Annotated in this window: 19 protein-coding genes and 2 pseudogenes; 7 read left to right on the top strand and 14 right to left on the bottom strand. The window is 69.9% G+C overall.

Features of this window, described 5'->3' with window-relative positions:
• Positions 1-1,801 (bottom strand): annotated as a pseudogene (locus E0497_RS07820) (ATP-binding cassette domain-containing protein).
• A gap of 78 nt (positions 1,802-1,879) precedes the next feature.
• On the bottom strand, positions 1,880-5,497 hold the full coding sequence (cobN, locus tag E0497_RS07825) for a cobaltochelatase subunit CobN (protein ID WP_137724254.1): 3,618 nt from the start codon (positions 5,495-5,497) through the stop codon (positions 1,880-1,882).
• A gap of 209 nt (positions 5,498-5,706) precedes the next feature.
• Between cobN and cobG the strand changes: the two genes are divergently transcribed.
• The 3 genes from cobG to cobJ are packed head-to-tail and all read left to right on the top strand — an operon-like array spanning position 5,707 to position 8,988.
• On the top strand, positions 5,707-6,846 hold the full coding sequence (cobG, locus tag E0497_RS07830) for a precorrin-3B synthase (RefSeq protein WP_137724218.1): 1,140 nt from the start codon (positions 5,707-5,709) through the stop codon (positions 6,844-6,846).
• Positions 6,847-6,865: 19 nt separating this feature from the next.
• Positions 6,866-7,492, top strand: coding sequence for a precorrin-8X methylmutase (locus tag E0497_RS07835; protein WP_137724219.1), 627 nt, complete (start codon positions 6,866-6,868; stop codon positions 7,490-7,492).
• Between the two features lie 8 nt (positions 7,493-7,500).
• Positions 7,501-8,988 (top strand): precorrin-3B C(17)-methyltransferase, encoded by a 1,488-nt coding sequence (gene cobJ, locus E0497_RS07840; RefSeq protein ID WP_137724220.1) that lies wholly within the window; start codon positions 7,501-7,503, stop codon positions 8,986-8,988.
• Positions 8,989-9,010: 22 nt separating this feature from the next.
• On the opposite strand, the gene E0497_RS07845 is transcribed toward cobJ, so the two are convergent.
• The 7 genes from E0497_RS07845 to E0497_RS07875 form a co-directional block, all read right to left on the bottom strand.
• Positions 9,011-9,223, bottom strand: a complete 213-nt coding sequence (locus E0497_RS07845; protein WP_137724221.1) for a DUF4287 domain-containing protein — start codon at positions 9,221-9,223, stop codon at positions 9,011-9,013.
• Between the two features lie 93 nt (positions 9,224-9,316).
• Positions 9,317-9,982, bottom strand: coding sequence for a rhomboid-like protein (locus E0497_RS07850; RefSeq protein WP_137724222.1), 666 nt, complete (start codon positions 9,980-9,982; stop codon positions 9,317-9,319).
• Positions 9,983-10,004: 22 nt separating this feature from the next.
• Positions 10,005-12,599, bottom strand: a complete 2,595-nt coding sequence (locus E0497_RS07855; RefSeq protein ID WP_137724223.1) for a multicopper oxidase domain-containing protein — start codon at positions 12,597-12,599, stop codon at positions 10,005-10,007.
• Between the two features lie 141 nt (positions 12,600-12,740).
• Positions 12,741-13,478, bottom strand: a complete 738-nt coding sequence (locus tag E0497_RS07860) for a cobalt-precorrin-6A reductase (RefSeq protein ID WP_137724255.1) — start codon at positions 13,476-13,478, stop codon at positions 12,741-12,743.
• 8 nt (positions 13,479-13,486) lie between these two features.
• Entirely contained in the window at positions 13,487-14,236 is a 750-nt protein-coding gene (gene cobM, locus E0497_RS07865) for a precorrin-4 C(11)-methyltransferase (RefSeq protein ID WP_137724224.1), read from the bottom strand.
• Between the two features lie 4 nt (positions 14,237-14,240).
• A complete protein-coding gene (cbiE, locus tag E0497_RS07870) occupies positions 14,241-15,461 on the bottom strand; it encodes a precorrin-6y C5,15-methyltransferase (decarboxylating) subunit CbiE (RefSeq protein WP_137724225.1) in 1,221 nt (406 codons plus the stop codon).
• Positions 15,458-16,225, bottom strand: a complete 768-nt coding sequence (locus E0497_RS07875) for a decaprenylphospho-beta-D-erythro-pentofuranosid-2-ulose 2-reductase (RefSeq protein WP_137724226.1) — start codon at positions 16,223-16,225, stop codon at positions 15,458-15,460. Before E0497_RS07875 ends, cbiE begins: the two co-directional genes overlap by 4 nt.
• Positions 16,226-16,269: 44 nt before the next feature.
• On the opposite strand from E0497_RS07875, the gene E0497_RS07880 reads away from it, so the two are divergent.
• Both E0497_RS07880 and E0497_RS07885 read left to right on the top strand, forming a co-directional pair.
• The gene (locus E0497_RS07880) at positions 16,270-16,674 is read left to right on the top strand and encodes a PPOX class F420-dependent oxidoreductase (protein WP_137724227.1); all 405 of its coding nucleotides are present in this window, start codon (positions 16,270-16,272) and stop codon (positions 16,672-16,674) included.
• Between the two features lie 122 nt (positions 16,675-16,796).
• Complete coding sequence (locus E0497_RS07885; RefSeq protein ID WP_137724228.1) at positions 16,797-17,255, top strand: hypothetical protein; 459 nt, start codon at positions 16,797-16,799, stop codon at positions 17,253-17,255.
• A 12-nt stretch (positions 17,256-17,267) separates the two neighbouring features.
• Here the strand turns inward: E0497_RS07885 and E0497_RS07890 are convergent, their stop codons facing one another.
• The 3 genes from E0497_RS07890 to E0497_RS07900 form a co-directional block, all read right to left on the bottom strand.
• The gene (locus E0497_RS07890) at positions 17,268-18,029 is read right to left on the bottom strand and encodes an SDR family NAD(P)-dependent oxidoreductase (RefSeq protein WP_137724229.1); all 762 of its coding nucleotides are present in this window, start codon (positions 18,027-18,029) and stop codon (positions 17,268-17,270) included.
• A gap of 24 nt (positions 18,030-18,053) precedes the next feature.
• Positions 18,054-19,304 (bottom strand): NADH:flavin oxidoreductase, encoded by a 1,251-nt coding sequence (locus E0497_RS07895; RefSeq protein WP_137724230.1) that lies wholly within the window; start codon positions 19,302-19,304, stop codon positions 18,054-18,056.
• A gap of 134 nt (positions 19,305-19,438) precedes the next feature.
• Positions 19,439-20,584 carry a M24 family metallopeptidase gene (locus E0497_RS07900; RefSeq protein ID WP_137724231.1) on the bottom strand — a complete coding sequence of 382 codons (1,146 nt, stop codon included), beginning with the start codon at positions 20,582-20,584 and terminating at the stop codon, positions 19,439-19,441.
• Between the two features lie 274 nt (positions 20,585-20,858).
• Between E0497_RS07900 and E0497_RS07905 the strand changes: the two are divergent.
• Positions 20,859-23,871, top strand: a pseudogene (locus E0497_RS07905) (Tn3 family transposase).
• A gap of 145 nt (positions 23,872-24,016) precedes the next feature.
• Here the strand turns inward: E0497_RS07905 and E0497_RS07910 are convergent.
• Together E0497_RS07910 and E0497_RS07915 are read right to left on the bottom strand one after the other, a co-directional pair.
• Positions 24,017-25,348 carry a DUF4185 domain-containing protein gene (locus E0497_RS07910; protein WP_137724232.1) on the bottom strand — a complete coding sequence of 444 codons (1,332 nt, stop codon included), beginning with the start codon at positions 25,346-25,348 and terminating at the stop codon, positions 24,017-24,019.
• Positions 25,349-25,488: 140 nt separating this feature from the next.
• The gene (locus E0497_RS07915; RefSeq protein WP_137724233.1) at positions 25,489-25,872 is read right to left on the bottom strand and encodes a hypothetical protein; all 384 of its coding nucleotides are present in this window, start codon (positions 25,870-25,872) and stop codon (positions 25,489-25,491) included.
• 243 nt (positions 25,873-26,115) lie between these two features.
• Here E0497_RS07915 and E0497_RS07920 point away from each other — a divergent pair.
• On the top strand, positions 26,116-26,558 hold a 443-nt coding region (locus E0497_RS07920), incomplete at its 3' end, for a transposase family protein (protein ID WP_161987396.1).

A 26,558-nucleotide genomic window follows, 5' to 3' on the forward strand; every position in this document is an offset into this window, starting at 1 on the left:
TTACCGCCGGCGCAGCCGGAGCCGGCTGTGGGTGACGACGGCGAGCACGCAACCGATGAGCACCAGCATCGCGATGCTGAGCAGCCACCACGATCCGGTGTGCTGCCACAGCGTGTCCGGCTCGGTGCCGGTGGCGTTCGTGACCAGGTCCACCGTCGAGGCGGCGGCCGCGAACCCCCAGCGGGACGGAAACAGCCACGCGACCTGCTCGAGCACGGCCCGTCCGGTGATCGTGACCACCAGCATCGGCAGCACCTGCTCGGTCGAACGCGCCACCGACGACAACGCCAATCCGACCACGACACAGCAGCAGGTGGTGGCGGCGATGCCCACGATCAGTTCGACGGAGCCCGAGGGAAGCACACTGCCGTGGCCCGGGACACCCTTGCCCACGTAGACGATCAGCACCATGACCACCGACCGGCAGCAGCCCGGCGGCACGTTCGCGCTGATAGACCATGCGCTCGCCGACCAGGTCGCGGACGGTCAGTGAACAGCCCATGAAGGCGGCGCCGAGAATCGGCACCACCAGGATCTGGGTGAGTTCGCCGGACACGAACGGCAGCAGCGACAGAAAGATCAGATAGCCCCGGTCGGCACGGATCAGTCGAACCTGGCGGCGGGCGACGGTGCTCAACTGCTTACGCCTCGAGGTGTGCGCGGGAGAGCCGAGCGGCCCGGGTGGCGCCACCGCGGGGCGGGTGGCGCGATATTCGGCGAACACCCCATCCGGGTCGGAGGCGACGCGGGCGAAGATGTCGGACCAGTCTGTGCTGCCGAGTGCGCTCCCGACCCGGTCGGGCGGTCCCACATAGGCGGTCTTGCCGCCGGGAGCGAGGAGCAGGACCTGGTCGCACATCTCGAGGTAGGACAGCGAATGCGTGACGATGACGACGACGCGACCCGAATCGGCGAGGCGGCGCAGCGTCGCCATGATCTGGCGATCGAGCGCGGGGTCGAGACCCGAGGTCGGTTCGTCGAGGATGAGCAGGGACGGGCCCGTGAGCAACTCCAGCGCCACCGATACGCGTTTGCGTTGCCCGCCGGAGAGGCGATCGACGCGGGTGTCGGCGTGCTCGGTCAGGTGCAGTTCGTCGAGTACCCCGGCGATCACCTGGTCACGGTCGGCCCGGGTGGTGTCCGGCGGCAGTCTCAACTCCGCGGCGTAACCGAGGGCCCTCCGGACGGTCAGCTGCCGATGGACGACGTCGTCCTGCGGGACCATGCCGATACGGGAGCGCATCACCGAATAGTCGGTGTGCACGCTGCGCCCGTCGAATTCGACGACGCAGTCCGTGGGACCGGCCGAACCGGAGATGATCGTGGCAACCGTACATCCCGGACGACGATGTCGTTGTCGAGGGACCGTCCGATCGTGAGGGCGCCCGCCGGGACGGTCACGCGCGGCGGCGGGGTCGGGGCGACCGAGGCCCCCACCTCGATCGTCGACTCGCCCCATCGACTGCCCACGCCGCGGCGCGTCGGGATCCTCGATCGAGATCCGCACGGTGGGACCCTCGACCGCGTCACCCAGACGGACGAGGACGGTGTCCGTGACAGGCACCTCTTCTCGGCGCTTACCGTCGACGTAGATCCCGTTCCGGCTGCCGGAGTCGACGAGCTGCCATCCCCCGTCCCACTCGAGCCGCGCATGCTCGCGCGACACCACAGGATCGACGATCGTGATCTCCACCTGCGGGTTCCGGCCGATACGTACCGCTCTGCCCGCCCTGTGGCGTGTGCGGCCGTTCTCGGTCTCGACCACGACCCGCGGGCATCCGCGTCCCGTCCCATCGTCCATCGCCACGGCTTCCGTAGGCGGCTGCGCCGCCCGTGCGCCTTTTTGGTAGCTGCTACTACCAAAAAGGCGCACAGGGTGTCAGCCCTCGAGTTCGCCCTCGGTCTCGAGGTACACCCGGCGCAGGCCGGCGAGGATGTCGGGGGACGGTTCTTCCCACATGGTGCGTTCGACGGCCTCGAGGAGGCGTTCGGCGATGCCGTGCAGTGCCCACGGATTCGATTGCGTCATGAACTCGCGGTTGGTCTCGTCGAGGACGTAGGTTTCGGCGAGTTTCTCGTACATCCAGTCGGCGACGACGTTGGTGGTGGCGTCGTAGCCGAACAGGTAGTCGACGGTGGCGGCCATCTCGAACGCGCCCTTGTAGCCGTGCCGGCGCATCGCGTCCAGCCAGCGCGGGTTCACGACCCGCGCCCGGAAGACGCGGGCGGTCTCCTCCGACAGGGTGCGGGTGCGGACGGCATCCGGGCGGGTGCTGTCCCCGATGTACGCCTCCGGATCGTGCCCGGTCAGGGCGCGGACGGTGGCGACCATGCCGCCGTGGAACTGGAAGTAGTCGTCGGAGTCGGCGATGTCGTGTTCGCGGGTGTCGGTGTTCTTCGCGGCGACCGCGATCCGCTTGTAGGCGGAGCGCATGTCGTCGCCGGCCGGGACGCCGTCGAGGCCGCGGCCGTACGCGTAACCGCCCCACGTGGTGTACACCTGCGCGAGGTCGGCGTCGTCGCGCCAGTTCTTCGAGTCGATCAGCTGCAGCAGGCCCGCCCCGTACGTGCCGGGCTTGGACCCGAAGATGCGGGTGGTGGCGCGGCGGTCGTCGCCGTGCTCGGCGAGATCGGCCTGCGTGTGCGCCCGCACGTAGTTGTCCTCGGGGGATTCGTCGAGACCGGCGACGAGGCGGACGGCGTCGTCGAGCAACGCCAGGACGTGCGGGAACGCGTCCCGGAAGAACCCGGAGATGCGGACGGTGACGTCGATGCGCGGCCGCCCCAGCTCCTCGAGACCGATCACCTCGAGGCTGGTGACCCGGCGGGACGCCTCGTCCCACACCGGACGCACCCCGAGGAGGGCGAACACCTCGGCGACGTCGTCACCGGAGGTCCGCATCGCCGAGGTCCCCCACACCGACAGGCCCACCGACTGCGGATACGTCCCGTGGTCGGCGAGGTAGCGGGCGGCCAGGGATTCGGCCATCGCCTGCCCGGTCTCCCACGCCAGCCGCGACGGCACCGCCTTGGGGTCGACGGAGTAGAAGTTGCGGCCCGTGGGCAGCACGTTGATCAGCCCGCGCAGCGGCGACCCGGACGGCCCGGCCTCGATGAACCGGCCGTCGAGGGCGCGCAGCACCTGCCCGATCTCGTTGTTCGTCTCCCGCAGCCGCGGCACCACCTCGGTGGCCGCGAACCGCAGGATCTGCCGCACGGTGGCGTTCTCGTGCAGGCCGTCGACGACGGCCGGATCCCAGCCGGCGGCAGCGAGCGCGGCGACCAGCGCGTGGGCCTGCGCCTCGATGTCGTCCACCCGGCCGCGGTTCTCGTCACCGGCCTCGCTGAGCCCCAACGCCTCCCGCAGACCCGGCACGGACTGCTCGCCGCCCCACATCTGCTTCGCCCGCAGCATCGCCAGCACCAACTCCACCTCGGCGTCCCCGGCGGGGGCGGTGCCGAGCACGTGCAGGCCGTCACGGATCTGGACGTCCTTGATCTCGCACAGCCAGCCGTCGACGTGCATGAGCATGTCGTCGAACACGTCCTCCTCGGGACGCTCGGCCAGGCCCAGGTCGTGGTCCATCTTCGCGGCCCGCATCAGCGTCCAGATCTGCTGCCGGATCGCCGGCAGCTTCGCCGGATCCAGGGCGGAGATGTTGGCGTGCTCGTCGAGGAGCTGCTCGAGCCGGGAGATGTCGCCGTACGACTCGGCGCGGGCCATCGGCGGGATCAGATGGTCGACGAGGGTGGCGTGCGCGCGGCGCTTGGCCTGCGTGCCCTCACCGGGATCGTTGACCAGGAACGGGTAGATCATCGGCAGATCCCCGAGAGCGGCGTCGGTGCCGCACGACGCCGACATGCCCAGGGTCTTGCCGGGCAGCCACTCGAGGTTGCCGTGCTTACCGAGGTGCACGATCGCGTCGGCTTGAAAACCTCCAGCAGCCGCATCCGCTGCGATCCACCGGTAGGCGGCCAGGTAGTGGTGGCTCGGCGGCAGATCCGGGTCGTGGTAGATCGCGACCGGGTTCTCCCCGAACCCGCGCGGCGGCTGCACCATCAGCACCACGTTCCCGGCGCGGATCGCGGCGATCACGATCTCACCCTCCGGGTCGGACGCCTTGTCGACGTACAGCTCGCCGGGCGCAGCCCCCCAGTGCTCCTCGACGCCGTCCCGGAAATCTGCGGGCAGGGTGGCGAACCACTGCCGGTACTGCGCGGCGGAGATGCGGATCGGGTTGCCCTCGAGCTGGTCGGCGGTCAGCCAGTCCGGGTCCTGCCCGCCCGCGGCGATCAGCGCGTGGATGAGCGCGTCGCCGTCCCTGTCGGCCAGACCGGGCAGGGCGTCGTCGCCGTCCGCGGGGCCGAGGTCGTAGCCGTGCTCGCGCATCGCGGTGAGCAGATCGATCGCACTGGCCGGGGTGTCCAGGCCCACCGCGTTGCCGATCCGGGCATGCTTCGTCGGGTACGCCGACAGCATCAGCGCAACCTTCTTGTCCCCGTTGGGGATCCGACGCAGTTTCGCGTGCCGCACCGCGATCCCCGCGACGCGTGCGGCGCGTTCGGTGTCCGGCACGTACGCGGTCAACCCGTCGGCGTCGATCTCCTTGAACGAGAACGGCACCGTGATCAGCCGGCCGTCGAACTCCGGCACCGCCACCTGGGTGGCCACGTCCAGCGGGGACATGCCGTCGTCGTTGGCCTCCCAGTCGGCGCGGCTGCTCGTCAGACACAGGCCCTGCAGGATCGGCACGTCCAGGGCGGCGAGCGCCGCGACGTCCCACGCCTCGTCGTCGCCACCGGCCTGCGCGGTCGCCGGCTTGGTACCGCCCGCCGCCAGCACCGTCACCACCATCGCGTCCACCCCGCCGAGGGTGTCCAGGAGATCGGCGGGGGCGGTGCGCAGCGACGCACAGAAGATCGGCAGCGCCGTCGCCCCGGCGTCCTCGATCGCCGTGCACAGCGCATCGACGTACGCGGTGTTCCCCGCCAGATGCTGCGCCCGGTAGTACAGGACCGCCACCGTCGGAGAATCGACGCCCGCACCGGCAACATGGTCGCTCCGCACGCTCCGTTCCAGCACACCCCACGTCGGCAGGTGCACGGCCGGCTCGAAGCCGTGACCGGTGAGCAGGACGGTGTCGGACAGGAAGTGGTGCAGCTGCCGCAGGTTGTCGGCGCCGCCCTCCGCGAGATAGGTGTGCGCCTCGGCGGCGATCCCGGCCGGGACCGTCGAGCATTCCATCAGTTCGGCGTCGGGGGCCTGCTCGCCGCCGAGGACGACCGTCGGCAGCCCCGACGCGAGGACGGCGTCGATGCCGTCCTCCCAGGCGCGGCGGCCACCGAGGATACGGACCACGACCAGGTCGACGCCGTCGAGCAGCGCGGGCAGGTCCTCGGAGACGAGGAGGCGGGACGGGTTGGCCCACCGGTAGTCGGCGCCACTGGAGCGGGCGCTGAGCAGGTCGGTGTCGGACGTCGACAGCAGCAGGATCACTGTGCGGCCTTTCTGGGGTTTCGCGCCCCACGGCAGGGTTCCGTCGAGACGGTGCTCGCGGAAGCAGATGGTCGGGCGGCGGGAGCGGGTCTGGCTTTCACAGTGGCGCGACCGCACCGGACTCACACCGGTTTCCGCTCCTGCCGCGGTCGCCGGTGATCCTACCGGGCAGCCGGGCCCGCCCCGACCGCCCGGCTAGCCTGGACGTCGTGTCATCTCCCCGTTCCGGCCCGGACCGCTGCCCGGGCGCCCTGCAGGTCCACGTCGCCGCCGACGGGCCGCTGGCCCGTGTCCGCCTCCCCGGCGGCACCATCACATCCACCCAGCTCCAGACGCTCGCCGACGCCGCCCACCAACTCGGCAACGGGGAGATCGAACTGACCTCCCGCGGCAACCTGCAGCTGCGCGCGGTCACCGATCCCGGCGAATTCGCCCGCCGCATCACCGCGGCCGGGCTGCTGCCGTCGGCCACCCACGAACGGGTCCGCAACATCCTCGCGTCCCCACTGTCGGGGCGCATCGGCGGACACGTCGACGTCCGGCCCCTGACCGCCGTCCTCGACGAACGACTGTGCGCCGACCCGACCCTCGCGGCCCTGCCCGGACGGGTCCTGTTCACCCTCGACGACGGCCGCGGCGACATCACCGGGTTGCGCGGCGACACCGGCATCCACGCACTGCCCGACGGCCGGCTCGCCCTGATCCTCGCCGGCACCGACACCGGCGCCCGACTCACCGCCGACACCGCCGTCGACACCCTCCTGGCCGCGGCCCGCGTCTTCGGCGAGATCCGCGGCGACGCCTGGCGCCTCCACGAGATTCCCGACGGAACCGAGACGGTCCTCGCGCGTCTCGGCCTCGACGCCGCCGACCCGATCGCTCTGCCCGACGCCGCCGAGAACGGCCCCATCGGCTGGCTCGACCAACCCGACGGCCGCGTCACCCTCGCCGCCGGACTCGCGTTCGGCACCCTTCCCGCGCGGCTCGCCGAATTCCTCGCCGCCGTCGAGATGCCCCTGGTGATCACCCCGTGGCGGTCGATCCTGCTCCCCGACCTCGCCGAGGGTACCGCCGAACAGGTCGTCCGCGTCCTCGCCCCGATGGGCCTGATCTTCGACGAGAACTCCCCACACCTACAGGTCACCGCGTGTGCGGGACGCCCCGGCTGCGCCAAGGCCCTCGCCGACGTCCGCGCCGACGCCCGCGCCGCCATCGCCGCCGGCGACATCCCGGCCGGGGCACGCCAACACTGGTCCGGATGCGACCGGACGTGCGGACGCCCCCGCGGCGAGATAACAGACGTCGTCGCGGGTCCGGACGGTTACCGGGTGCAGAAGCCCTCGTCGTGACCCCACTATTCTGGGGCGCATGATCGACTACATTCGCGACGGCGCGGAAATCTACCGCCAGTCCTTCGCCACCATCCGCGCCGAGGCCGACCTGACACGGTTCCCCGCCGACGTCTCGCAGGCCGTGGTCCGGATGATCCACGCGAGCGGACAGGTCGATCTGGTCGACGACATCGCGTTCACCGACAACGTCGTCGCCGACGCCCGCGAGGCCCTGCGCCGCGGCGCCCCGATCCTGTGCGACGCGAAGATGGTCGCCGCCGGCGTCACCCGCAAGCGACTGCCCCGCAACAACGACGTGCTGTGCATGCTCGACGACCCGCGCACCCCGGTACTCGCGAAGGCCATCGACAACACCCGCTCGGCGGCCGCCCTCGAACTGTGGGCCGACAAACTCGACGGCGCGGTCGTCGCGATCGGCAACGCCCCCACCGCCCTGTTCCACCTGCTCAACATGATCGAGGCCGGCGCCCCGCGCCCGGCGGCGATCGTCGGCGGCCCGGTCGGGTTCATCGGCGCCGTCGAATCGAAGGAAGCCCTGATCGCACATTCCGCCGAACTGCCGTACCTGGTGCTGCGGGGACGCCGCGGCGGCTCCGCGATCACCGCGGCCGCCCTCAACGCGATCGCGAGCGAAACCGAGTGACTACCAGCATGAGCACCGGCAAACTGTGGGGTGTCGGCATCGGCCCCGGTGACCCCGAACTGATGACCGTCAAGGCGGCCCGCGTCATCGCCGACGCCGACGTCGTCGCGTTCCACTCCGCCCGGCACGGCCGCAGCATCTCCCGCGCCGTCGCCGCCCCCTACCTACGGGACGGGCAGATCGAGGAACACCTGATCTATCCGGTCACCACCGAAACGATCGACCATCCCGGCGGGTATCAGGGCGCGATGGACGAGTTCTACGAGCAGGCCGCCGAACGTCTCGCCGTACACCTCGCCGCCGGCCGCACCGTCGCGCTCCTCGCGGCCGGGGATCCGCTGTTCTACAGCTCGTACATGCACATGCACAAACGGCTCACCGGCCGCTTCGACACCGAGATCATCCCCGGAGTCACGGCCGTGCAGGCCGCGTCCGCGGCCCTGGCCGAACCGCTCGTCGAGGCCGACGAGGTCCTCACGATCCTGCCCGGCACCCTCCCGCAGGACGAGTTGACCCGACGCCTGCGCGACACCGACGCCGCCGCCATCATGAAACTCGGACGCACGTATCCGGCCGTGCGGCAGGCACTCTCGGACGCCGGACGCCTGGGCGAGGCCCGCTACGTCGAACGCGCCAGCACCGACCGGCAGAAGGTCGCCGCCGCCGCCGACGTCGACGACGCCGACGTGCCCTACTTCTCGATCGCCGTCGTCCCCAGCCCGCTCAACAACCGCACCGCACCGGCCCCGACGGCCGGGGAGGTCGTCGTCGTCGGGCTCGGACCGGGCGACCAGGCGTGGACCACCCCGGAGGTGCGCCGCGAGTTGGCCGCCGCCACCGACCTCGTCGGCTACACCACCTACATCGATCGGGTTCCGGTGCGGCCCGGGCAGCGCCGGCACGCCAGCGACAACCGGGTCGAGGCCGAACGCGCCGCGATGGCCCTGGATCTGGCCAAGCACGGCGCCCGCGTCGCCGTCGTCTCCTCCGGTGATCCCGGTGTGTTCGCGATGGCCGCCGCCGTCCTCGAGGTGGCCGCCGAGAATCAGTGGCGCGATGTGCCGGTCCGGATCCTGCCCGGCATGACCGCCGCCAACGCCGTCGCCAGCCGCGTCGGCGCCCCGCTGGGCCACGACTACGCGATGCTCTCGCTGTCCGACCGGCTCAAGCCGTGGGACATCGTCGCCAAGCGGGTCTCGGCGGTGGCGTCCGCGGACATGGCGTTCGCCGTCTACAACCCGGCGTCGAAGTCCCGCACCTGGCAGGTCGCCGCGATGCGCGACCTCGTCCTCGAGCACCGCGCCCCCGACACCCCGGTGGTCATCGGCCGCGACATCGCCGGACCCGAGGAATCGATCAAGATCGTCCGCCTCGCCGACCTGGATCCCGCCGACGTCGACATGCGCTGCCTGCTCATCGTCGGCTCGTCGCAGACCCGGATCGTCGAGACCGGGTCCGGGACCACGGTGTTCACCCCCCGGCACTACCCGGCCTGACACCCGACGAAGGGGGACGCCGTCAGCCCGCGGTGTCCTCCTTCAACGTGTGCGCCACCAGCGCATTCGCATGCCCGTGACCGAGCCCGTGCTCGGATTTGAGCCAGTTCACCAACTCCATGTGCCTGCTCAGCTCCGACGCCCGAATCAGGCTCTGCCACTCACTGATCGGTTTGCCGTACGTCTTCTCGATCGACGGAAAATACGACGTGGGCCCCTTCACCGGTTCACTCATGGACGCCGACGCTACCGCCGGCCACCGACACCTGTCCGGACGAACACAGTTTTGTACAAAACCCGAGACCGTGTACGAAACGATCCTCGACGCTCACCCGTGCTCCACCGGCCGACCCCGCGACACCACCCACGCCCGCACCCCGGACGCCCACTCCCCCGGATCCCACACCCCCGGCCGCGCCCGGGTGAGCGGATAGCACGCGAACCCGATCAGCACCGCCGCGAAATGCCCGATGTCGGTGAACGTGAGCGTCCCGAACAGCGGCACCGCATACACGACCAGCACCCCGGCCACGTACCAGTACCGCCACGGCCGGACCAGCCGATACGCCAGCACCGCCGTCACTCCCGCCAACCCGTAACTGACCCCCACGTCCAGGGTGTTCACCGCCGACGCCGGCGCCTGCCCCACCCGAATCGCCCAATACAGCACACCCTCACTGAGATATGTGGCCCCGACGTGCGCGATCACCACCACCGCCAGCCACCGCCACGTCCCCAACCACCGCTCCACCGGCACGTGGAACACGTTGAACAGCACCACATATCCGAGCCAGCCGCCCCCGGACAACCAGAACAGGCTCGTCACCAGCACCCTCAGCGGATCCTCCCGCAGATGATGCAGATTCGTCGACCGACTGCCCAGCACATGCGTCAGCGTCGGCTCCGACAACCGGTGCATCACGATCGTCGTCACCAACAGGATCGCGAGCCAGGCGAACGTGCCCGGCGCGCGGCGCACATACGCCCACACCATCGCCCCAGTATGCGCCGCCGCACTACTCGACGACGATCACACCGCTCGCTCCCCGATCCCCGTCCACCATCCGATGGTTCAGCAGCGTGTACGTGCCCGGCTCCGGGAACTCGAGCTCCACGAAACCGCCCTGCGCCACCGCCAGATCCAGCACCTGCGCACCCCCGTGATCCGGGCCGCCCGGCCGCAGCAGATACGCGCCCTCCTTGTAGACGGTGTCGAACTGTCCACCCACCACATGGAACGCCACCGGCTCGTTCGGGCCGGCGTCGAGCACCCAGAACCGCACCCGATCCCCCACCCGCGCCCGCAACGGCCGATGCACGTACTGGTTCGCGTACCCGTTGAACACCACCAGATCCGGGGTCCCCGCCGCCACCTTGTCCGCGTCGGGACCACCATCCCCGAGATACACGTCCGACTGCACCAACAGATACTCCGCATCCACCGGTGTCAGCGACGGCGGATCGATCACCACCGCCCCGAACATGCCCGCCGCGATGTGCACCGCCATCGGCGCCGTCGCACAGTGGTACAGCCAGATCCCGGTGTGCTCGGCCGTGAACCGGTACACCAGCGACTCACCCGGATTGATCGTGCGCATCGGCTCGTCCGGCGACACCATCCCGGCATGGAAATCGATCGAATGCCCCATCGTGCCGTTGTTGACCAGCGTGACCTCGAACGTGTCCCCCAACCGGCCACGCAACGTCGGCCCCATCGGCGACCCGTTGTACGTCCACATCGTCTGCGACACCCCCGCCGCGAACTCGCCCGGCACCTCGGTCACCTCGAACGTGTACCGGTGCACCGCCGCATCCGGCGCCGGTGCGAGCCGCGGATCCCGCGCCACGAAACCCGGGCCCGGATCCCGCGCCAGGTCCACGGACGACGCCGCCGACGCGCCACCGGCATGCGCCGCATGACCACCGGAATCACCGCCGTCACCCTCGGTGACGATGTGCAGCACCATCCCCTGCTGCCGATGCCCGACGATCGAACACCAGCCCTCGACCGACCGCCCCACCACTCCGACGTCGACGGTCGCCGACGCCCCCGGCGCGAGCCGTCCCGTCGCCTGCCCGGTCTCGAGCACCAGATCGTGCACCTGATCCCCGGCATTGACCACATCGAGCACCAACCGATTCCCGGCCGGCACCGTGATCGTCTCCGGCGTGAACCGCATCCCCTTCGCCTCCACCCGCACCGTGGTGGTCTGTCCCGTCGCGGCGACCCCCGCACCCGCGTCCACCGTCGTGGTCGACCCGCCCAGACCGGATGTGACGGCCGCGACCAGCGCCAGCACCGCCAACGCCGCCACCACCTGTACCGACCGCTGCTGCGGCCGCGGCGTGAACTCCGGCGGTGACTGCCCCGCCAGTACCGCCCGACGTCCCACGACCTGCGTCTTCGCGCTCGAGATCATGATCGGCAGGAACGCCACGAACGCCGCCGTCACCAGCGCCGACACCCCCACCCGCATCCAGCTCGGCAACGGCAGCAGCCACAGCAGCAGACCCAGGTTGATCGTCGTCACCCGCCACAGCCACCAGCGGTCCATCCGGTCCTTGCCGGACGCGACGACGGCCGGCCCGCCGCCCATCATCGTCGGAAGCAGATGACTCATCACCCCGAACAACAACTGCGCCGCGAACCCCGCGAGAAACGGGATCGTCATGAGCGTCGCCCGATCCGGGGTCAGCGGCCCGGACCCCAACACCACCGTCAACGCGGCCAGCGACCCGAGCAGCCACAGCAACGCTGCCGTGATCGACGCCGCCGCGTACCCCTGCGGCGGATGCCGCAGCGCACCACGCAGCATCGGCCCGGCCACCACCAGCCACCCGGTCAGATACAGTCCGGCACCCGCCGCCGCGAGAACCGGCAGATCCGCCAACGCACCGATCGTGAGTACCGCGATCCCGGTCAGCAGCATCACCAGCGCGACCGGCCGCCGGCCCGCCCCCGGGTTCTCCATCCCGATCAGCCGCGGATACATCACCGTCAGCACCCCGGCCGCTGCCAGCCCGAGGAAACCGAGAATGTTCATCGCCTGATGCGCCAGCAGGAACCCGGCCTGCGCCGGATCGGTGAGCCCGTACGCGAGGGTGGCACCGAACGCCGCCCCCACCGGCAGCAACGTCGACGACCCGATCAGGAACCACACCGACTGCGCCTGCTCGGCCGGCTGCTCACCGCCGGCGACCCGCGCCCGCTGGGCGCGACGGAGCAGCAGCAACAACCCGATCGCATGCCACGCCACCATCGCCCCGACCAACGTCGCGCCGACCAACGTCACCGGGAACAGCGCACCGAGCACCCCGGCGATCGTGACGACGATGCCGACGTTGAGCAGGTAGATCCGGGCCAGTTGCACGCCCCGCTCGGTCTCCGGCAGGTGGTGGCCGAGGAACCGTTCGGCGAGCGTCTGCGACCACACCAGGATCGAGTTGGTGACCGCACCGAGGGTGAACAGGTGCACCAGCAGCCACCGCGACTCCGGCAGGAACGGATGCATCAGCCCCGCAACCACCAACAGCACCAACCAGATTCGCACCGGCATGCCCGCCCGCTGATGCCAACTCTTGGATCGCTTCGTCGGAGTCACCGTCGTCATGGACCGATCCTAGGACCCCACCCCGATCGGTACTACAGGGCGTAGTACCGATCACCGCCTTCGGCGTCGAAGCTTGGGGTGACTTTTGGGTGGGAAGTGGTTGGGTTTCGGTATTTTCTCCAGTTCCGTCTTGTACCGATTTCAGTTCGGGTGATGTGTCCAGCGGAGCGCGACGTCGAGCTCCGACGTCGACGTCACCGAATCCGGAATCGGCGTCCGCGCCACCACGACGACGGGGATCCCCCGCTCACGGGCCGCCTCGAGCTTCGCGGAGGTGAGCGCTCCCCCACTGTTCTTGGTGACGACGACGTCGATGCCGTACTCCCCCATCAGCGTGATCTCGTCGGCCACCGTGAACGGTCCCCGCGCCAACAGCACCTCCGCATCCGCCGGCAGGCGACCGTCCGGCGGGTCGATGGCCCGGATCAGGAACCGGCCGGGGCAGTGCGCGAACGCGTCCACCCCCTGCCGGCCGATCGTGAGGAACACCCGCTCCCCCAGCCGCGACACGGCCTCCGCTGCAGCAGACAGGTCGGGCACCACGTGCCACCGATCCCCCGGCCCGGCCACCCATTCGGGACGCCGCAACACCAGCAGCGGCACGCCCACGTCACGGGTTGCGGCCGCCGCATTCGCGGTGATCCGGGCCGCGAACGGGTGCGTCGCATCGACGACGGCGTCGATGCCGTTGTCGCGCACCCACTGTGCGAGTCCGTCGACTCCCCCGAACCCGCCGATCCGCACCCGACCGGCCGGCAGCACCGGTTCCCGGACCCGCCCGGCGAGCGACGAGACCACGTCGATCGCCGGGTCGGCGTCCAGCCGGGCGGCCAGGGTGCGGGCCTCGCGGGTGCCGCCGAGAATCAGGACTCGACGCAACGACATTCTCAATGCGTGGTGCGGCTGCGCGTGGCCGAGTACAGGTAGCTGTCCGGGAAACCCTCCGCGGTCAGGACCCGTCCGACGATCACGACGGCGGTCTTGGTGACCCCGGCCGCATGCACCTGGTCGACGAGGGTCGCCAGGGTGCCGCGCAGCACGATCTCGTCGGGGCGGGACGCGAACGCGACCACCGCTGCCGGACAGTCCGCCCCGTAGTTCTCGGACAACTCCTCGACGATCTGCTCGATACGGTGCGCGCCCAGGTGCACCACCATGGTGGCGCCGGACCGTCCCAGCGATCGCAGATCCTCACCGGGCGGCATCGCCGTCGACAGCGTCGACACCCGGGTCAGCACGATCGACTGCGACACCCCCGGCACGGTCAGCTCCCGGCCCAGGGCGGCGGCCGCGGCCGTGAACGCGGGCACACCGGGCACGATGTCGTAGGCGACGCCGGCGGCGTCGAGGCGCCTGACCTGTTCGGCGACCGCCGAATAGATCGACGGATCCCCCGAGTGCAGGCGGGCGACATCCAGGCCCGCCGCATCGGAGGCGATCAACTGTTCGACGATCTCGTCGAGGCTCATCCGGGCGGTGTCGATCACGTCGGCGTCGTCGGGGCACAGCGTGAGCAGTTCGGCCGGGACCAGGCTGCCCGCATACAGGCACACCGGGCTCTCGGCGATGATCCGGGACGCCCGCAGCGTGATGAGGTCGGGGGCGCCGGGTCCGGCGCCGATGAAGTGGACGGTCATGGAACTACCCTTCCGGTTTGACGGTCGACCACTGCGCCACCGGCAGCTGCGGTCGCCACGCGGTGAACCCGCCGAGCGGTTCGCCGCGATAGATCTGGAACTTGCGAAGCTGTCCCCCGAACCGGGTGTGCCACTGCAGGATCAGGGCCTCCGATTCGGCGGTGACGGCGTTGACGACCATCCGGCCGCCGGGGCGCAGCCGGGACCAGCAGGCGTCGAGCATGCCGTCCTGGGTGACGCCGCCGCCCACGAAGATCGCGTCCGGTGTGGACGTCTCGTCGGCGAACGCGTCCGGCGCCGCCCCACGCACCCGCAGCGTCGGGGTCCCGAGCCGGGCCGCGTTGCCGGTGATCTGGTCGACGCGGGACGCCACCTTCTCGAAGGTGACGGCGCGGCAGCGGGGATCGGTACGCATCCATTCGACGGCGATCGTGCCGGAGCCGCCGCCGACGTCCCACAGCAGCTCGCCGGGCGCCGGGGCCAGCGCCGACAGGGTCAGGGCCCGCACCTCGTGCTTGGTCATCTGCCCGTCCCCGGTGTAGGCGGCGTCGGGCAGGCCGGGGACCCGGGTGAGTCGCGGCGCCGACGGGTCCGCTCGCAGCTCGAGGGCGATCACGTTGAGCGGATCCCCCGGCTGCCGGTCCCACGCCTGCGCGACGCCGTCGACGACGTGTTCGGCCGGGCCGCCCAACTGTTCGAGCACGACGATGCGGCTGTCGCCGAAGTCGTGCTCGCGCAGCAGCTGCGCGACGGCGCCCGGCGTGTGCTGGTCGTTGGCGAGCACCAGCAGCCGCTGCCCGTCGGTCAGGCTCGCGGCGAGGGTCGCCACGTCGCGGGCGACGAGGCTGACGGTGGTGGTCTCGTGCGCCGGCCAGCCGAGGTGGGCGCACGCCAGCGACACCGACGACGGGTGCGCGATGATCTGCAGCCGCTGCGGTCCGAGGATCCGGCCGAGGGTGACGCCGATGCCGTGGAACATGGGGTCTCCGCTGGCCATCACGCACACCTTCCGGTCCCGGTGCTCGTCGAACAGTGCGGGCAGGGCGGGCAGCATCGGCGACGGCCACGGCACCCGTTGCGCCTCGCTGTCGGGGACGAGCGCGAGCTGCCGCGTCGACCCCATCAACACCTCGGCGTCCTGCACGGCCCGCCGGGCGCGGGGTGAGAGCCCGTCCCAGCCGTCGGCGCCGATGCCCACCACCACGATCGGGTCGGGTCCGCTCATCGGGGCAGCCGCCGCCACACGGCCTGCGGCAGCAGCCGCACGAGGAAGAAGATCGGACGCAGCAGGCCCGGCACCCACACCTTCTCGCGGCCGGTGCGCAGACCGTGCGCGACGGCGTCGGCCACCTGCTGCGGGGTGCTCGAGAACGGGGCCGGGGTCATGCCCTCGGTCATCCGTCCGATCACGAAACCGGGCCGCACCAGCAGCAGCCGGACGCCGGTGCCGTGCAGGGCGTCGGCCAGCCCGGACGCGAATCCGTCCAGGCCGGCCTTCGCGGAGCCGTACACGTAGTTGGCGCGACGCACCCGCATCCCGGCGACCGACGAGAACACCACGATCTGCCCGGACCCGCGGGTCCGCAGCAGGTTCGCCAGGTGGGTGAGCACACTGATCTGGGCGACGTAGTCGGTGTGGACGACGGCCAGGGCGTGCGCGGCGTCGGCCTCGGCGCGGGCCTGGTCCCCGAGGATCCCGAACGCGAGCACCGCGACCCCGATCGGGCCGTGCGCCTCCACGACCTGCGACAGCACGGCCGCGTGACTCTCGACGCGGTCGGCGTCGAACTCGACGCAGTGCACCTCGGTGGCGCCGGCATCCCGAACCGCCGCGACCTCGTTCTCCAGGTCGCCGCTGCGGCGGGCGGCGAGGATCACGACCCGGCCGGGTGCGAGCCGGGTCGCCACCTCGAGTCCGATCTCGCTGCGGCCGCCCAGCAGCAGCACCGAGCCGGGTGCCGCGTCCGCCTCACTGTCCGTGTCCTTCATCCCTCCATTCTCCCGGATCGGAGGTCCTCGAGTACCGTCGGGTCATGCCTCGAACCCCGTCCGACCTGACCGCCGACGCCACCACGTTCCTCACCGAATACCACCTGGCGACACTGACGACCCTCCGCAAGGACGGCACCCCGCACGTGGTCGCCGTCGGGTTCACGTGGGACGCCGAACACGGCATCGCCCGGATCATCACCAACGACGGTTCGCAGAAGGCCCGCAACGCCGAACGCGGCGGATATGCGGCGGTGACGCAGGTGGACGGCGGACGGTGGCTGACCCTCGAGGGTCCGGCGCGGGTCCTCTCGGACGCGGAGTCCGTCGCGGATGCCGTCGACCGGTACGCCACCCGCTACCACCCGCCGCGGGTCAACCCGACCCGGGTGGTCGTCGAGATCGCCGTCGACCGGGTGATGGGGTCCGCGGTTCTCGTGAACCGGTAGCCCGGATTCACGAAATCGACTGATTTGCACCACGATTCGACCGTTATGCGGTCTGGCCGCGGTGGTGGCGGCGGCAGTACCGTGAGGGGTGACGACACCTGCGCACCCGAACGGGGAGAGCCATGACAGCACGACGGATCCTTCGCTGGTCGGCCCTCGTGGGCGTCGCCGCCGCGGGCGCACTCGTTGCACCCGCGACGGCCGGCGCCGCACCTCCGCACCCGTTCGGTCCCCCGGCCCTGACCGTCGGCTGCCCCAACCAGGGCAGCCTGATGTCGCTGACCGGGGCCACCGGGCAGTCCGGACCCGAACAGTCACCCCCGATCGGGCCCGGCGAGCTCCGGTTCGCCAGTTTCCCGGCGGCGCCGCCCATCCCGGCGGCGGGGCAGGTGTCCGTCGCCTGGATCAACCTCGACACCGGGGCGACCGGCATCGCGAACCTCGTCGGCGACTACCCGTACTACTCGACGACCGTACACACCGGTCCCGGGAACATCCGGGCGATGGTGTTCGGCACGATCAACCTCGGCAGTATGCCGCTGTGCCAGGTGAATCCGACGTTCGGCGAGTTCATCGTCTGAGGCGTGTCCTGCTCATCGCATCAGCACCTGGCCGCCGTCGACCGGCAGCGAATGGCCGGTGATGTAACGGGATTCGTCGCCGCACAGGAATGCCACCGCCGCACCGATGTCGTGCCGCGGATCACCGAACCGGTGCAGCGGAACGGTCTGCAGATACGCCTCGGCCTCCTCCGGGCGGGCCTGCGCCCACTCGGCCAGTCCCGGGGACGACGCCAACGGCAGCACCGCGTTGACCCGGATACCGTCGTCGGCCCACTCGCAGGCGGCGGCCCGGGTGAGCGCCCGGATCGCCTCCTTGGCCGCGGCGTACACCCCGTACCCGGACGGATCCCAGCGCACCCCGGCCGCCGACCCCAGGTTGACGATCACGCCGTCGCCGACCAGATGCGGATGGCAGGCACGCATGAGCCGCCAGGTTGCGCGCGGGCCGGATTCCATCACCGCGGTGTACTCGTCCTCACTGATGCTCAGCAGTGAGCCGTTGAACACGGTGTGCGCATTGTTGACCAGGATGGACAGCCCACCCATGCGTGCGGCCACGGCATCGGCCAGCCCGGTCAGCTGCTCCGGGTCGGTCACGTCGCAGGTGAACGCCTCGGCGATCCCGCCGTGTTCACGTACTTCCGCCGCCGCCTTCTCGACCTTCTCCCGGGTGCGGCCGGCCAGGGCCACCGCGGCGCCGCGTTCGGCCAGCGCGTGGGCGATACCCAGGCCGACGCCCTGGCCGGCCCCGGTGATCAGTGCGGTCTTGCCACTCAGATACTGCTCGGTCATCAGGTTGTCTCCCTCTCGATGTGCTCAGGCCCGCGCCGGGGCCGCATTCAGTGGCAGCGACGTCCGCCCGTCCGTGTCCACCGGCCCGTACGCCGTCGTCGGGTCCAGGACGCAGTGGGTTCGCCCGTAGACCGTGTACATGCACCGGTTGCAGTGGGTGCACAGCGTGGTCCGGTCGTGGTCGGCGCGGATCGCCCCGACCAGATCCGGTTCACGCAGCAACGCCCGACCCACCGCGACCATGTCGAAACCCTCGCGCAGGCCGGTGACCATGTGCCCGTGGTCGGTGATCCCGCCGAGCAGGATGAGCTTGCTGTTCCGCACCACCGGAAGGAATTGCCGGGCGGATTCGAGCATGTACAGGTCCTGGTAGGGGAACTCGCCGAGCACCTTCTTGCCGAACAGTCGCACACCGGTCTTGACGGGCTGCTTCATCAGCGCCGCGAAATCCTCGACCGGCACGTCCCCACGGAACAGGAACATCTGCCGCACCACCGACGAGCCCTGGGTCAGCTCGATCGCGTCGAGGTTGCCGTCGGTGTCGAGCAACTGGACGGTGCGCAACGATTCGGCCAGCTTGATACCGCCCGGGACCCCGTCGATCATGCTGACCTTCGCGATCACCGCGATGGCCCCGCCGACCCGGGCGCGCACCGCGGCCGCGATCTCCCGGACCAGCCGGGAGCGCTGGTCGATTCCGCCGCCGTAGTCGTCGCGTCGGCGGTTCAACAGGGGGCTGAGGAACGCGCTCGGCAGATAGTTGTGCCCGAAGTGCAGTTCCACCGCGTCGAATCCGGCGTCGACGGCCACCTCGGCGGCGTCGGCGAACTGCCGGATCACCTCGGCGATCTCACCGCGGGTGATCTCCCGGCAGCGTTCGAAGGAGGTGGGATTGACCATCGGGCTCGGCGCCACCGAGCGCACGCCGGTGATCTTCTTCGACGCGACCGGGCCGGCGTGCCCGAGCTGCGCCGAGATCGCGGCCCCTTCCGCATGCACGGCCTCCGTCAGCCGGCGCAGCCCCGGCAGCGCCTCGGCGCTCATGAGGATCTGTCCCGGGGCCGAACGCCCCTGCGGACTCACACAGCAGTACGCCACCGTGGTCATCCCGACCCCGCCGCGAACGAACTGCAGATGAAAGTCGATCAGGTCATCGGTGACCAGGCCCTCGGGTGATCGGCCCTCCGAGGTGGCGGCCTTGATGATGCGATTGGCCAACGTCACCGGTCCCAGCCGGATCGGTTCGAACGGATCCGGCTCCTGGTTGCTCGTCATCCGAGCTCCTTCCCACTGTCGCACGTGCTGTGGTCCACATCACGATGCGTCGTGGGCGGGGCGCAGCCAAGAGCGATTCCACTGGAAGGGAAGGTTCGACGGTGACGGGCGGGCCCGGTGACCCGAGCGGAAGGTCAGCCGGGCAGCATCGTCAGCCCGTGCGGGCGCCGGTTGACCGATTCGCAGCCATCCGCGGTGACGACGACGATGTCCTCGATCCGGGCGCCCCACTGTCCGCGGAAGTAGATGCCCGGTTCGATGCTGAACGCCATCCCGGTCTCGAGGACGATCTCGTTGCCGGCCACGATGTACGGCTCCTCGTGCACCGACAGCCCGATGCCGTGCCCGGTGCGGTGCACGAACACCTCCGCCAGTCCGGCGTCGGCGAGGACGTCGCGGGCGGCCGCATCCACGGATTCGGCGGTCACCCCGGGCCGGACGGCCGCGGTCGCGGCCCGCTGCGCGGCCTCGAGGATCGCGACCTGCGCGGCGACCTGCGGATCGGGTTCGCCGAGGACGTAGGTGCGGGTGGAGTCGGAGTTGTAGCCGGGCTCGACCGGGCCGCCGATGTCGATCACCACGACGTCCCCGGACTCGATGACGCGGTCGGACACCTCGTGGTGCGGGTCCGCGCCGTGTGGGCCGGAGCCGACGATCACGAACGCCGCCGCGGTGTGCCCCTCCGCGAGGATCGCGGCGGAGATGTCGGCGGCCACCTCGGCTTCGGTGCGTCCGGGCCGCAGCCACTCGGCCATCCGGGCGTGGACGCGGTCGATCGCGGCACCCGCGCGGCGCAGCGCCTCGATCTCGGCGCCGTCCTTGATCATCCGCAGTTCCCGCAGCACCCCGGTCGCGAGCCGCGGGGTCTCCCCGAAGCGGCGGGCCAGCGGCACCAGGTGCAGCGCCGGCATCGCGTCGGTGACCGCCACCTTCGGGGTCTCCGGTAGCAGCGACGCCACCAGCTCGTACGGGTCGACGCCGTCCACCCAGTCGTGCACCGGCAGGCCCAGTTCGGCGACCGCCGAATCACCGAGCGACGCCAGCTCGAGCCGCGGCAGCACCACCGACGCCGGGTTGCCGTCCGCCGGCACCACCAGGCACGTGAGCCGCTCGAACGAATCGGCCCGTGACCCGATCAGATACCGCAGATCCGGGCCCGGCGTGATCAGCAGTCCGTCCAGGCCGACCCGCTGCGCGAACCGCGCCGCCCGCGCCAACCGGTCCGCATACACGGCGGTCGGGAAACGGGAGGAAGCGTCGGTGGCGTTCTCGGAAGTCATGGCTACCAGGCTAGGCGGTGGCCGCGGTCCTCACCTCGCGACCTGCTCGAAGAAGCTCACCGGATCGAGGGATCCGATCGGCGTCCAGCGGGCGGGCGCGACCGGAATGTGTGCACCTGGTCGGGGTTCCGGTAGTAATCGCCGAGAACCCAACGAAGTTCGGCATACGCCCTGGTTGAGGACGATCTGACGGTTCCGGTTACCGAGTGGGATGGTTGGTGCTTGGCTTGGCTGCCGACGGGGTCGATCGGGTGCGGGTGGAGGCTGAGGATTAGTGGCAACGCGGGTGTTCGCGGACGAAGAGTTGCAACGTCTCCGAGAGTTCCCGGAGATCAGCCGCGAGGAGCTGATCCGGCACTTCACCCTCACCCCGGCGGATCTGGCATTCGTTGCACCGCAGGGACGCGGCGCTGGTGTGCGCTTGGGGCTGTCGGTGATCCTGTGCAGCCTGCCGTGGTTGGGGTTCGTGCCGGACAAGGTAGCCACCGCGCCATCGGTAGCGGTGGCCCGACTGGCTGGACAGCCTGAATGTCGATTCGACACAGCTTCGTTCGTACGGACGCCGGGCGCAGACCCGCAGCGAGCACGTGCGGCTGGTGGCCCAGTACCTGGGGTGGCGGACGGCCGACGAACTCGCATTGAAGGAACTTGACGAGTTCCTGCTGGCCAGAGCGCTCGAGCATGACTCGCCGACCCTGTTGTTCCGGCTGGCTTGCGAGTATCTGATCTCGGTGCGGGTGATCCGCCCGGGCCCGGTCGCACTCGTCGAGCGGGTCGCTCACGCCCGAGTACAGGCCCAACGGGAGACGTTCGACCGGCTCGCCCACCAATTCACCCCCGAGCGGTGCACACAACTGGACGCACTGCTGACGGTCGATCCTGCGATCGGGGCGACCCGGTTGCGGTGGCTGGCGACCGGGCCGGTGGAGGCGTCCGCCGCGGCGGTGAAGGCCGAGGTCGCGAAGCTCGAGTTCCTGCGTGGCCTCGGAGCCGACGACGTGGACCTGACGGTGCTTCCCGCCGAGCGGCGCCGGTTCCTGGCCGCGATGGGGCGCCGGCTGACCGGGCAGGGCCTCGAACGGCGGGATCCGCAACGCCGGTACCCGATCCTGCTCACTGTGGTGGCGCAGTCGGCTAGCGACGTCCTCGACGAGGTGGTGCAACTGTTCGACCAGGCAATCTCGGCGAAGGTGAGCAGGGCGGAGCGGCGGATGCGTGACGAGCTATCCGCACGCGGAAGAACAGGTGAGGATCGGCAGTCACTGCTCGACGACCTGCTGACGATCGTCTGCGACCCGCTGATCGGCGACGAGGAGATCGGGGCACTGATCCGCGGCGAGCGGATCGGGTGGGAACGGCTGCGGGCCGCGGCCGCGCAGTCGGCACCGCGGTTGCCGCGCGATCACGGGCACTTGGCCGCCCTCGACAGCTCGTACGGGTACCTGCGGCAATTCACCCCACAGGTCCTCTCGGCCGTCGGGTTCGCCGGCGGGACCGCCGCCGCCGAACTACTCGCCGCGGTGGACGTGCTGCGGGAACTCAACGCCACCGGGGCGCGGAAGGTCCCGAGCGACGCACCGACCGGGTTCGTGCCCACCAGGTGGCGCGGCTACCTCGACACCGCCGCGAAGTCGGGCAACACCAGCGCCTACCGGCACTACTGGGAGCTGTGCGTACTGCTCGGGCTGCGGGACGGGCTGCGTAGCGGCGACGTGCACGTGCCCGGGTCGCGCCGCTACGCCGACCCGGCCGCCTACCTGCTCACCGCCGACCAGTGGCACCTGCAACGCGACGAGTTCTGCCGCCTCGTCGGCAAACCCGCCGACCCCGCCCGCGCTCTCGCGGCGACCGTCGACGAACTCCACGGCGCACTCGCCGGACTGGAGACGGTGCTCGCCGGCGGCGACGGACCGGTCCGCCTCGACGACGCGGGCGAACTGGTGATCTCACCGCTGAAAGCGGAAGACGTGCCCGCCGAAGCGATCGTGCTGAAAGCGGAGCTGACGCAGATGCTGCCGTTCGCGCCGATCGTGTCCCTGTTGATCGAACTGGACACACGCACCGGCTACCTGGGCTGCTTCACCCATGCCGGCGGGACGCAGGCCCGCAGCGGCGAGCTGAAACGCAACCTGATCGCGGTCCTGCTCGCCTATGCGACGAACCTCGGGCTCACCCGGATGGCCGAATCCAGTGGCATCTCCTACGACATCCTCGCCTGGACCTCCGAGTGGTACGTGCGGGAGGAGACGCTGCGGGCGGCGAACCTGACGATTATCGGTCACCACCAGCGGCTACCGCTCACTGCCGTGTTCGGTGCGGGCACCCTGTCCTCGAGTGATGGGCAGCGGTTCCCGACCCGCGGCAAGTCGGTCACCGCACGGGCGTTGAGCAGGTATTTCGCGAACGAGGGCCTGTCCACCTACACCCACGTCACCGACCAGCACGCCACCTACGGCACCAAGGTCATCGTCGCCACCAAACGCGAGGCGCACTACGTGTTGGACGAGATCCTCGGTAACGCCACCGATCTGCCGATCAGCGAACACGCCACCGACACCCACGGGGTGACGCTGGTGAACTTCGGGTTGTTCGACCTGCTCGGCCTGCAACTCTCGCCCCGCATCCGCGACCTCGGCAAGATCACCCTCTACCGGGCCGGGCCACTCTCCGAGGTCGAGTCCCGGTTCCCGCATGTCGGGCCGTTGCTGACCCGGAAGGTGAACCTGGATCTGATCGCCGACCACTGGGACGACCTACTCCGGTTGGCGGGGTCGCTGAAGTTCGGGCACGCCACCGCGTCTCTGCTGGTCGGCAAGCTGTCCGCGTCGGGCCGGCAGAACGCGCTGGCCGCGGCCCTCAGGGAGTACGGGGCGCTGCGGCGCACGATCTACGCCGCCCGCTACCTGTCCGATCCGGACTACCGGCGCAGGATCTCCCGCCAGCTGAACAAGGGCGAGTCCCTGCACGCGCTCAAACGTGATCTGCTCTACGCCCACGAGGGCGCGGTCCGGGCCCGGCATCTGGAGGGGCAGACCGAACAGGCGTGGTGTCTGACGTTGGCCACCAACGCCGTGATCGCCTGGACCACGGAGTATTACGGGCTCGCCGCCGAGCAGTTGCGGCGGGCCGGGCGCCGGATCGACGACGAGGTCCTCGCGCACATCTCGCCGGCGCACAGTGAGAACATCAACTTCTTCGGTGCCATCGAGGTCGACATCGACGCCGAACTCGCCCAGCTCGACCCGACCGGCTACCGGCCACTGCGGGTACGTGACACCTTGTTCTGACAATGCGGATGTCGACGAGAACAAGTGCGGTCAGGCCTTGTGGTTCTGGTTGCATCGGCGGTGGGTGTCGCATCGCCTCGCCGATGCAGCGCCCACGAGAGTCGATGATCTTGTGGGCGCTGCATGCCTATCCAGATCTGTGCACCTACCGGTCAGCAGTTCCTACCGGCTCAGGTTCGGTATCAGGATTCCAATCCTTGAACCGCTGCGTCGGATTCGGGCGGTCATCGGCCACGGTGTTGGTGATGATGGCCTCGCGCAGGTAGTCGCGGTCGACGTCCGGGTCCGCGACGTCGGCAAGGACCGCGACCTGCTCATCCGGGCTGAGCTTGGACAAATCCGGGCTGAGTCGCCCGACGTACTCCTGATCGGCGGGGATCTCCTGTGCCGGCATGTCATCGACAGCGGCGCGCGTGGTTGCCCCTGACCGCAGAGCGTTCAGCCCGATTACCGCCGACGGGTTCACCTCCCATTGCACGACACCGTATTCCGGGTCGGTCGGCCACTTGGACAGCAGCATCTGCGCCCGCCCGAGATGGCTGTAGGGATGGATGGCCGGAGCATAAAGCGCAGGCTGCTGCAGCTGCGTGACGTGCACCGAGGGCAACGTCCACAACCCCTCAGGCCGTGGGGAGGTTCGGGTGACGGCACCGAGCGCGCCGTCGACGTAGGACAACACCACCCGGCCGTCGATGACCTGCGCCGAGATCTCCCCGATGGCGCTGCTCGGTAAGGAGGGCGTCAGGATCGGCGTCGTCGGCCCGTTGGTGCGCCAGGCCCACACGCCGGAGGCGTCTTGGCCCCAGAACTGATAGGTGCTCCGATTCCACATGGTGTGCCAGTCCACCCGCATCAGGTGGATGCCGCCATTGACCCAGCGGCCCTCGTTCGTGCCGTAGATGTAGACCCACGGCTCACCGGGGAACATGATCATGGTGTTGTTCTGGAAGTGACTCCACTCCCCAGCGTTCGGGAAATCGAAGTTCTCGTGATTCGCCTCGACGTCCCAGGTGCGGACCCAGTTCTCTGCGTGGGTCTCGGTCGACGTCCACATCCGGGAATGGAACGTCGCCCAGCTCTGACCGGCGGTGACGTTGGCCCACGAGCGGACAGCGAAGGTGGTCATGATGTAGCGGCCGTCGGGCAGGTGGATCAGATCGTTCGGGATGTTGGTGAACCCGTCAGGCAGGCAGCCGTCGTATTTTGTCCCGCAGTGCGTGTAGTCGATCATCTGCTTGGCGTAGGCGCCGCCGATGGCGTTGTCCCAGCGGATCCCGTTCTCGATGTCGGGGTTGGACTGGCGGAACCCGGTCGGTGAGCGCCATCCGTTGCCGCTGACGTGGTCGGAGAAGGTGTCCCCGAAGATGGTGATGGTGTAGCCGTGCAGCGTCAGGGCTGGGTAGCCCAAATCTGTTGCGGGCGCTCCCCATCGCCCCGTGCCGTCGGGTCCGGTCAGCAGCTTCACGTAACGCGCCATCGGTCAGTCCTCCCTGAGCTGAGTTCCTTCTGTGTGAACCCCGTGGGGTTCACAGCAAACCTGCCACGGCTCTCCGACAAGAACGGCGAACAAGCTGGCCAGGAAGGGCGTGAAGGGAGCTCCGGGCGCTCGAGGAAGATCTACATACCCGGAATCATCCCTGGGTAGAGGAAGACGTTCTGCGCGGGTGGGCTGATGAGCGAGCCGAAAGCGCCCATGTTGAACACGTTCTGGAGCTTGTGTGGGTTGCCCGCTCGGTCGGCCTGCCAGCAGTCCGTGTCGACGCGGTAACCAGTGCACACGATTCTGGTGGATCGACCGTACGGCGAGATCACCCGGGTCCGGTTGACGGACGGGTTCCAGAAGTCGAGTTGGTCCGGGGTGAGCACGAAGTTTGTGACGTCGACGGGCCGGGACGGGGACCCGTTGCCGGGATCCGCCGGCCAGGAGTCCGCGTGGGCCACCCCGGCGCCGATCGTCAGGGCGGCAGCCAGGGCCGCGATCACAGCAGTGATACGTCGCATTCGGATCCTCCAATTCCGTGGGGCATACGAGCCGGGTCTCGATTCCGCCGTTCTTTCCATCGGAAAGGGCTCGGCGTGCGTTAGCTGTTGCGGGACGCGTCCAGGGGCAGGGCCCCGGAAAGATCGGATGAGGCAGCTGTGACCTGCGGATTCGCGGAGGCGGGGCCGGTGTTTTGAGGGTGTGACCTACCGGCTTGGATGGAAGTTGCGAAGCACCCAGCCGAAACCAGAGGTCACACCCGTATGTCATCTTCCCCGATGCCGTCTGCTGCCGTGCACCCGGCCGACCACGAACGCCTGCTCGAGGTGTTCGAGTCGGTGCCCGATCCGCGGGACCGGCGCGGGATCCGCTATCCGTTGGCCGGGGTTCTCGCGCTCGTGGTGACCGCGACCCTCGCAGGGTGTCGGTCGTTCACGGCGATCGGGCAGTGGGCCGCCGATCAGGCGGCCGAGGTGCTGTCCGGGTTCGGGATCACCGGCGGTGTGCCGGAGGAGTCGACGCTGCGGAAGCTGTTCGCCCGTCTCGATGCGGATGCTCTCGATGCGGCGTTGGGGATCTGGATGTGGACCCGCACCCTCATTTCAGGCGGGCGGCGGGTGCTTGCGATCGACGGGAAAACCGTGCGCGGCGCCCGTAACCGTTCCGACCAGACGAGTGTGGCTCCGCATTTGGTGGCGGCGTTCGA

The sequence above is a fragment of the Prescottella subtropica genome (genome assembly GCF_005434945.1).
GTDB lineage: Bacteria > Actinomycetota > Actinomycetes > Mycobacteriales > Mycobacteriaceae > Prescottella > Prescottella subtropica.

Bases quoted from the DNA above. Each gene is read 5' to 3' on its own strand.
- E0497_RS07835 (WP_137724219.1), top strand. From the start codon at position 6,866: ATGATCGACTACATTCGCGACGGCGCGGAAATCTACCGCCAGTCCTTC.
- cobJ (WP_137724220.1), top strand. From the start codon at position 7,501: ATGAGCACCGGCAAACTGTGGGGTGTCGGCATCGGCCCCGGTGACCCC.
- E0497_RS07845 (WP_137724221.1), bottom strand. From the start codon at position 9,223: ATGAGTGAACCGGTGAAGGGGCCCACGTCGTATTTTCCGTCGATCGAG.
- E0497_RS07850 (WP_137724222.1), bottom strand. From the start codon at position 9,982: ATGGTGTGGGCGTATGTGCGCCGCGCGCCGGGCACGTTCGCCTGGCTC.
- E0497_RS07855 (WP_137724223.1), bottom strand. From the start codon at position 12,599: ATGACGACGGTGACTCCGACGAAGCGATCCAAGAGTTGGCATCAGCGG.
- cobM (WP_137724224.1), bottom strand. From the start codon at position 14,236: ATGACCGTCCACTTCATCGGCGCCGGACCCGGCGCCCCCGACCTCATC.
- cbiE (WP_137724225.1), bottom strand. From the start codon at position 15,461: ATGAGCGGACCCGACCCGATCGTGGTGGTGGGCATCGGCGCCGACGGC.
- E0497_RS07875 (WP_137724226.1), bottom strand. From the start codon at position 16,225: ATGAAGGACACGGACAGTGAGGCGGACGCGGCACCCGGCTCGGTGCTG.
- E0497_RS07880 (WP_137724227.1), top strand. From the start codon at position 16,270: ATGCCTCGAACCCCGTCCGACCTGACCGCCGACGCCACCACGTTCCTC.
- E0497_RS07885 (WP_137724228.1), top strand. From the start codon at position 16,797: ATGACAGCACGACGGATCCTTCGCTGGTCGGCCCTCGTGGGCGTCGCC.
- E0497_RS07890 (WP_137724229.1), bottom strand. From the start codon at position 18,029: ATGACCGAGCAGTATCTGAGTGGCAAGACCGCACTGATCACCGGGGCC.
- E0497_RS07895 (WP_137724230.1), bottom strand. From the start codon at position 19,304: ATGACGAGCAACCAGGAGCCGGATCCGTTCGAACCGATCCGGCTGGGA.
- E0497_RS07900 (WP_137724231.1), bottom strand. From the start codon at position 20,584: ATGACTTCCGAGAACGCCACCGACGCTTCCTCCCGTTTCCCGACCGCC.
- E0497_RS07910 (WP_137724232.1), bottom strand. From the start codon at position 25,348: ATGGCGCGTTACGTGAAGCTGCTGACCGGACCCGACGGCACGGGGCGA.
- E0497_RS07915 (WP_137724233.1), bottom strand. From the start codon at position 25,872: ATGCGACGTATCACTGCTGTGATCGCGGCCCTGGCTGCCGCCCTGACG.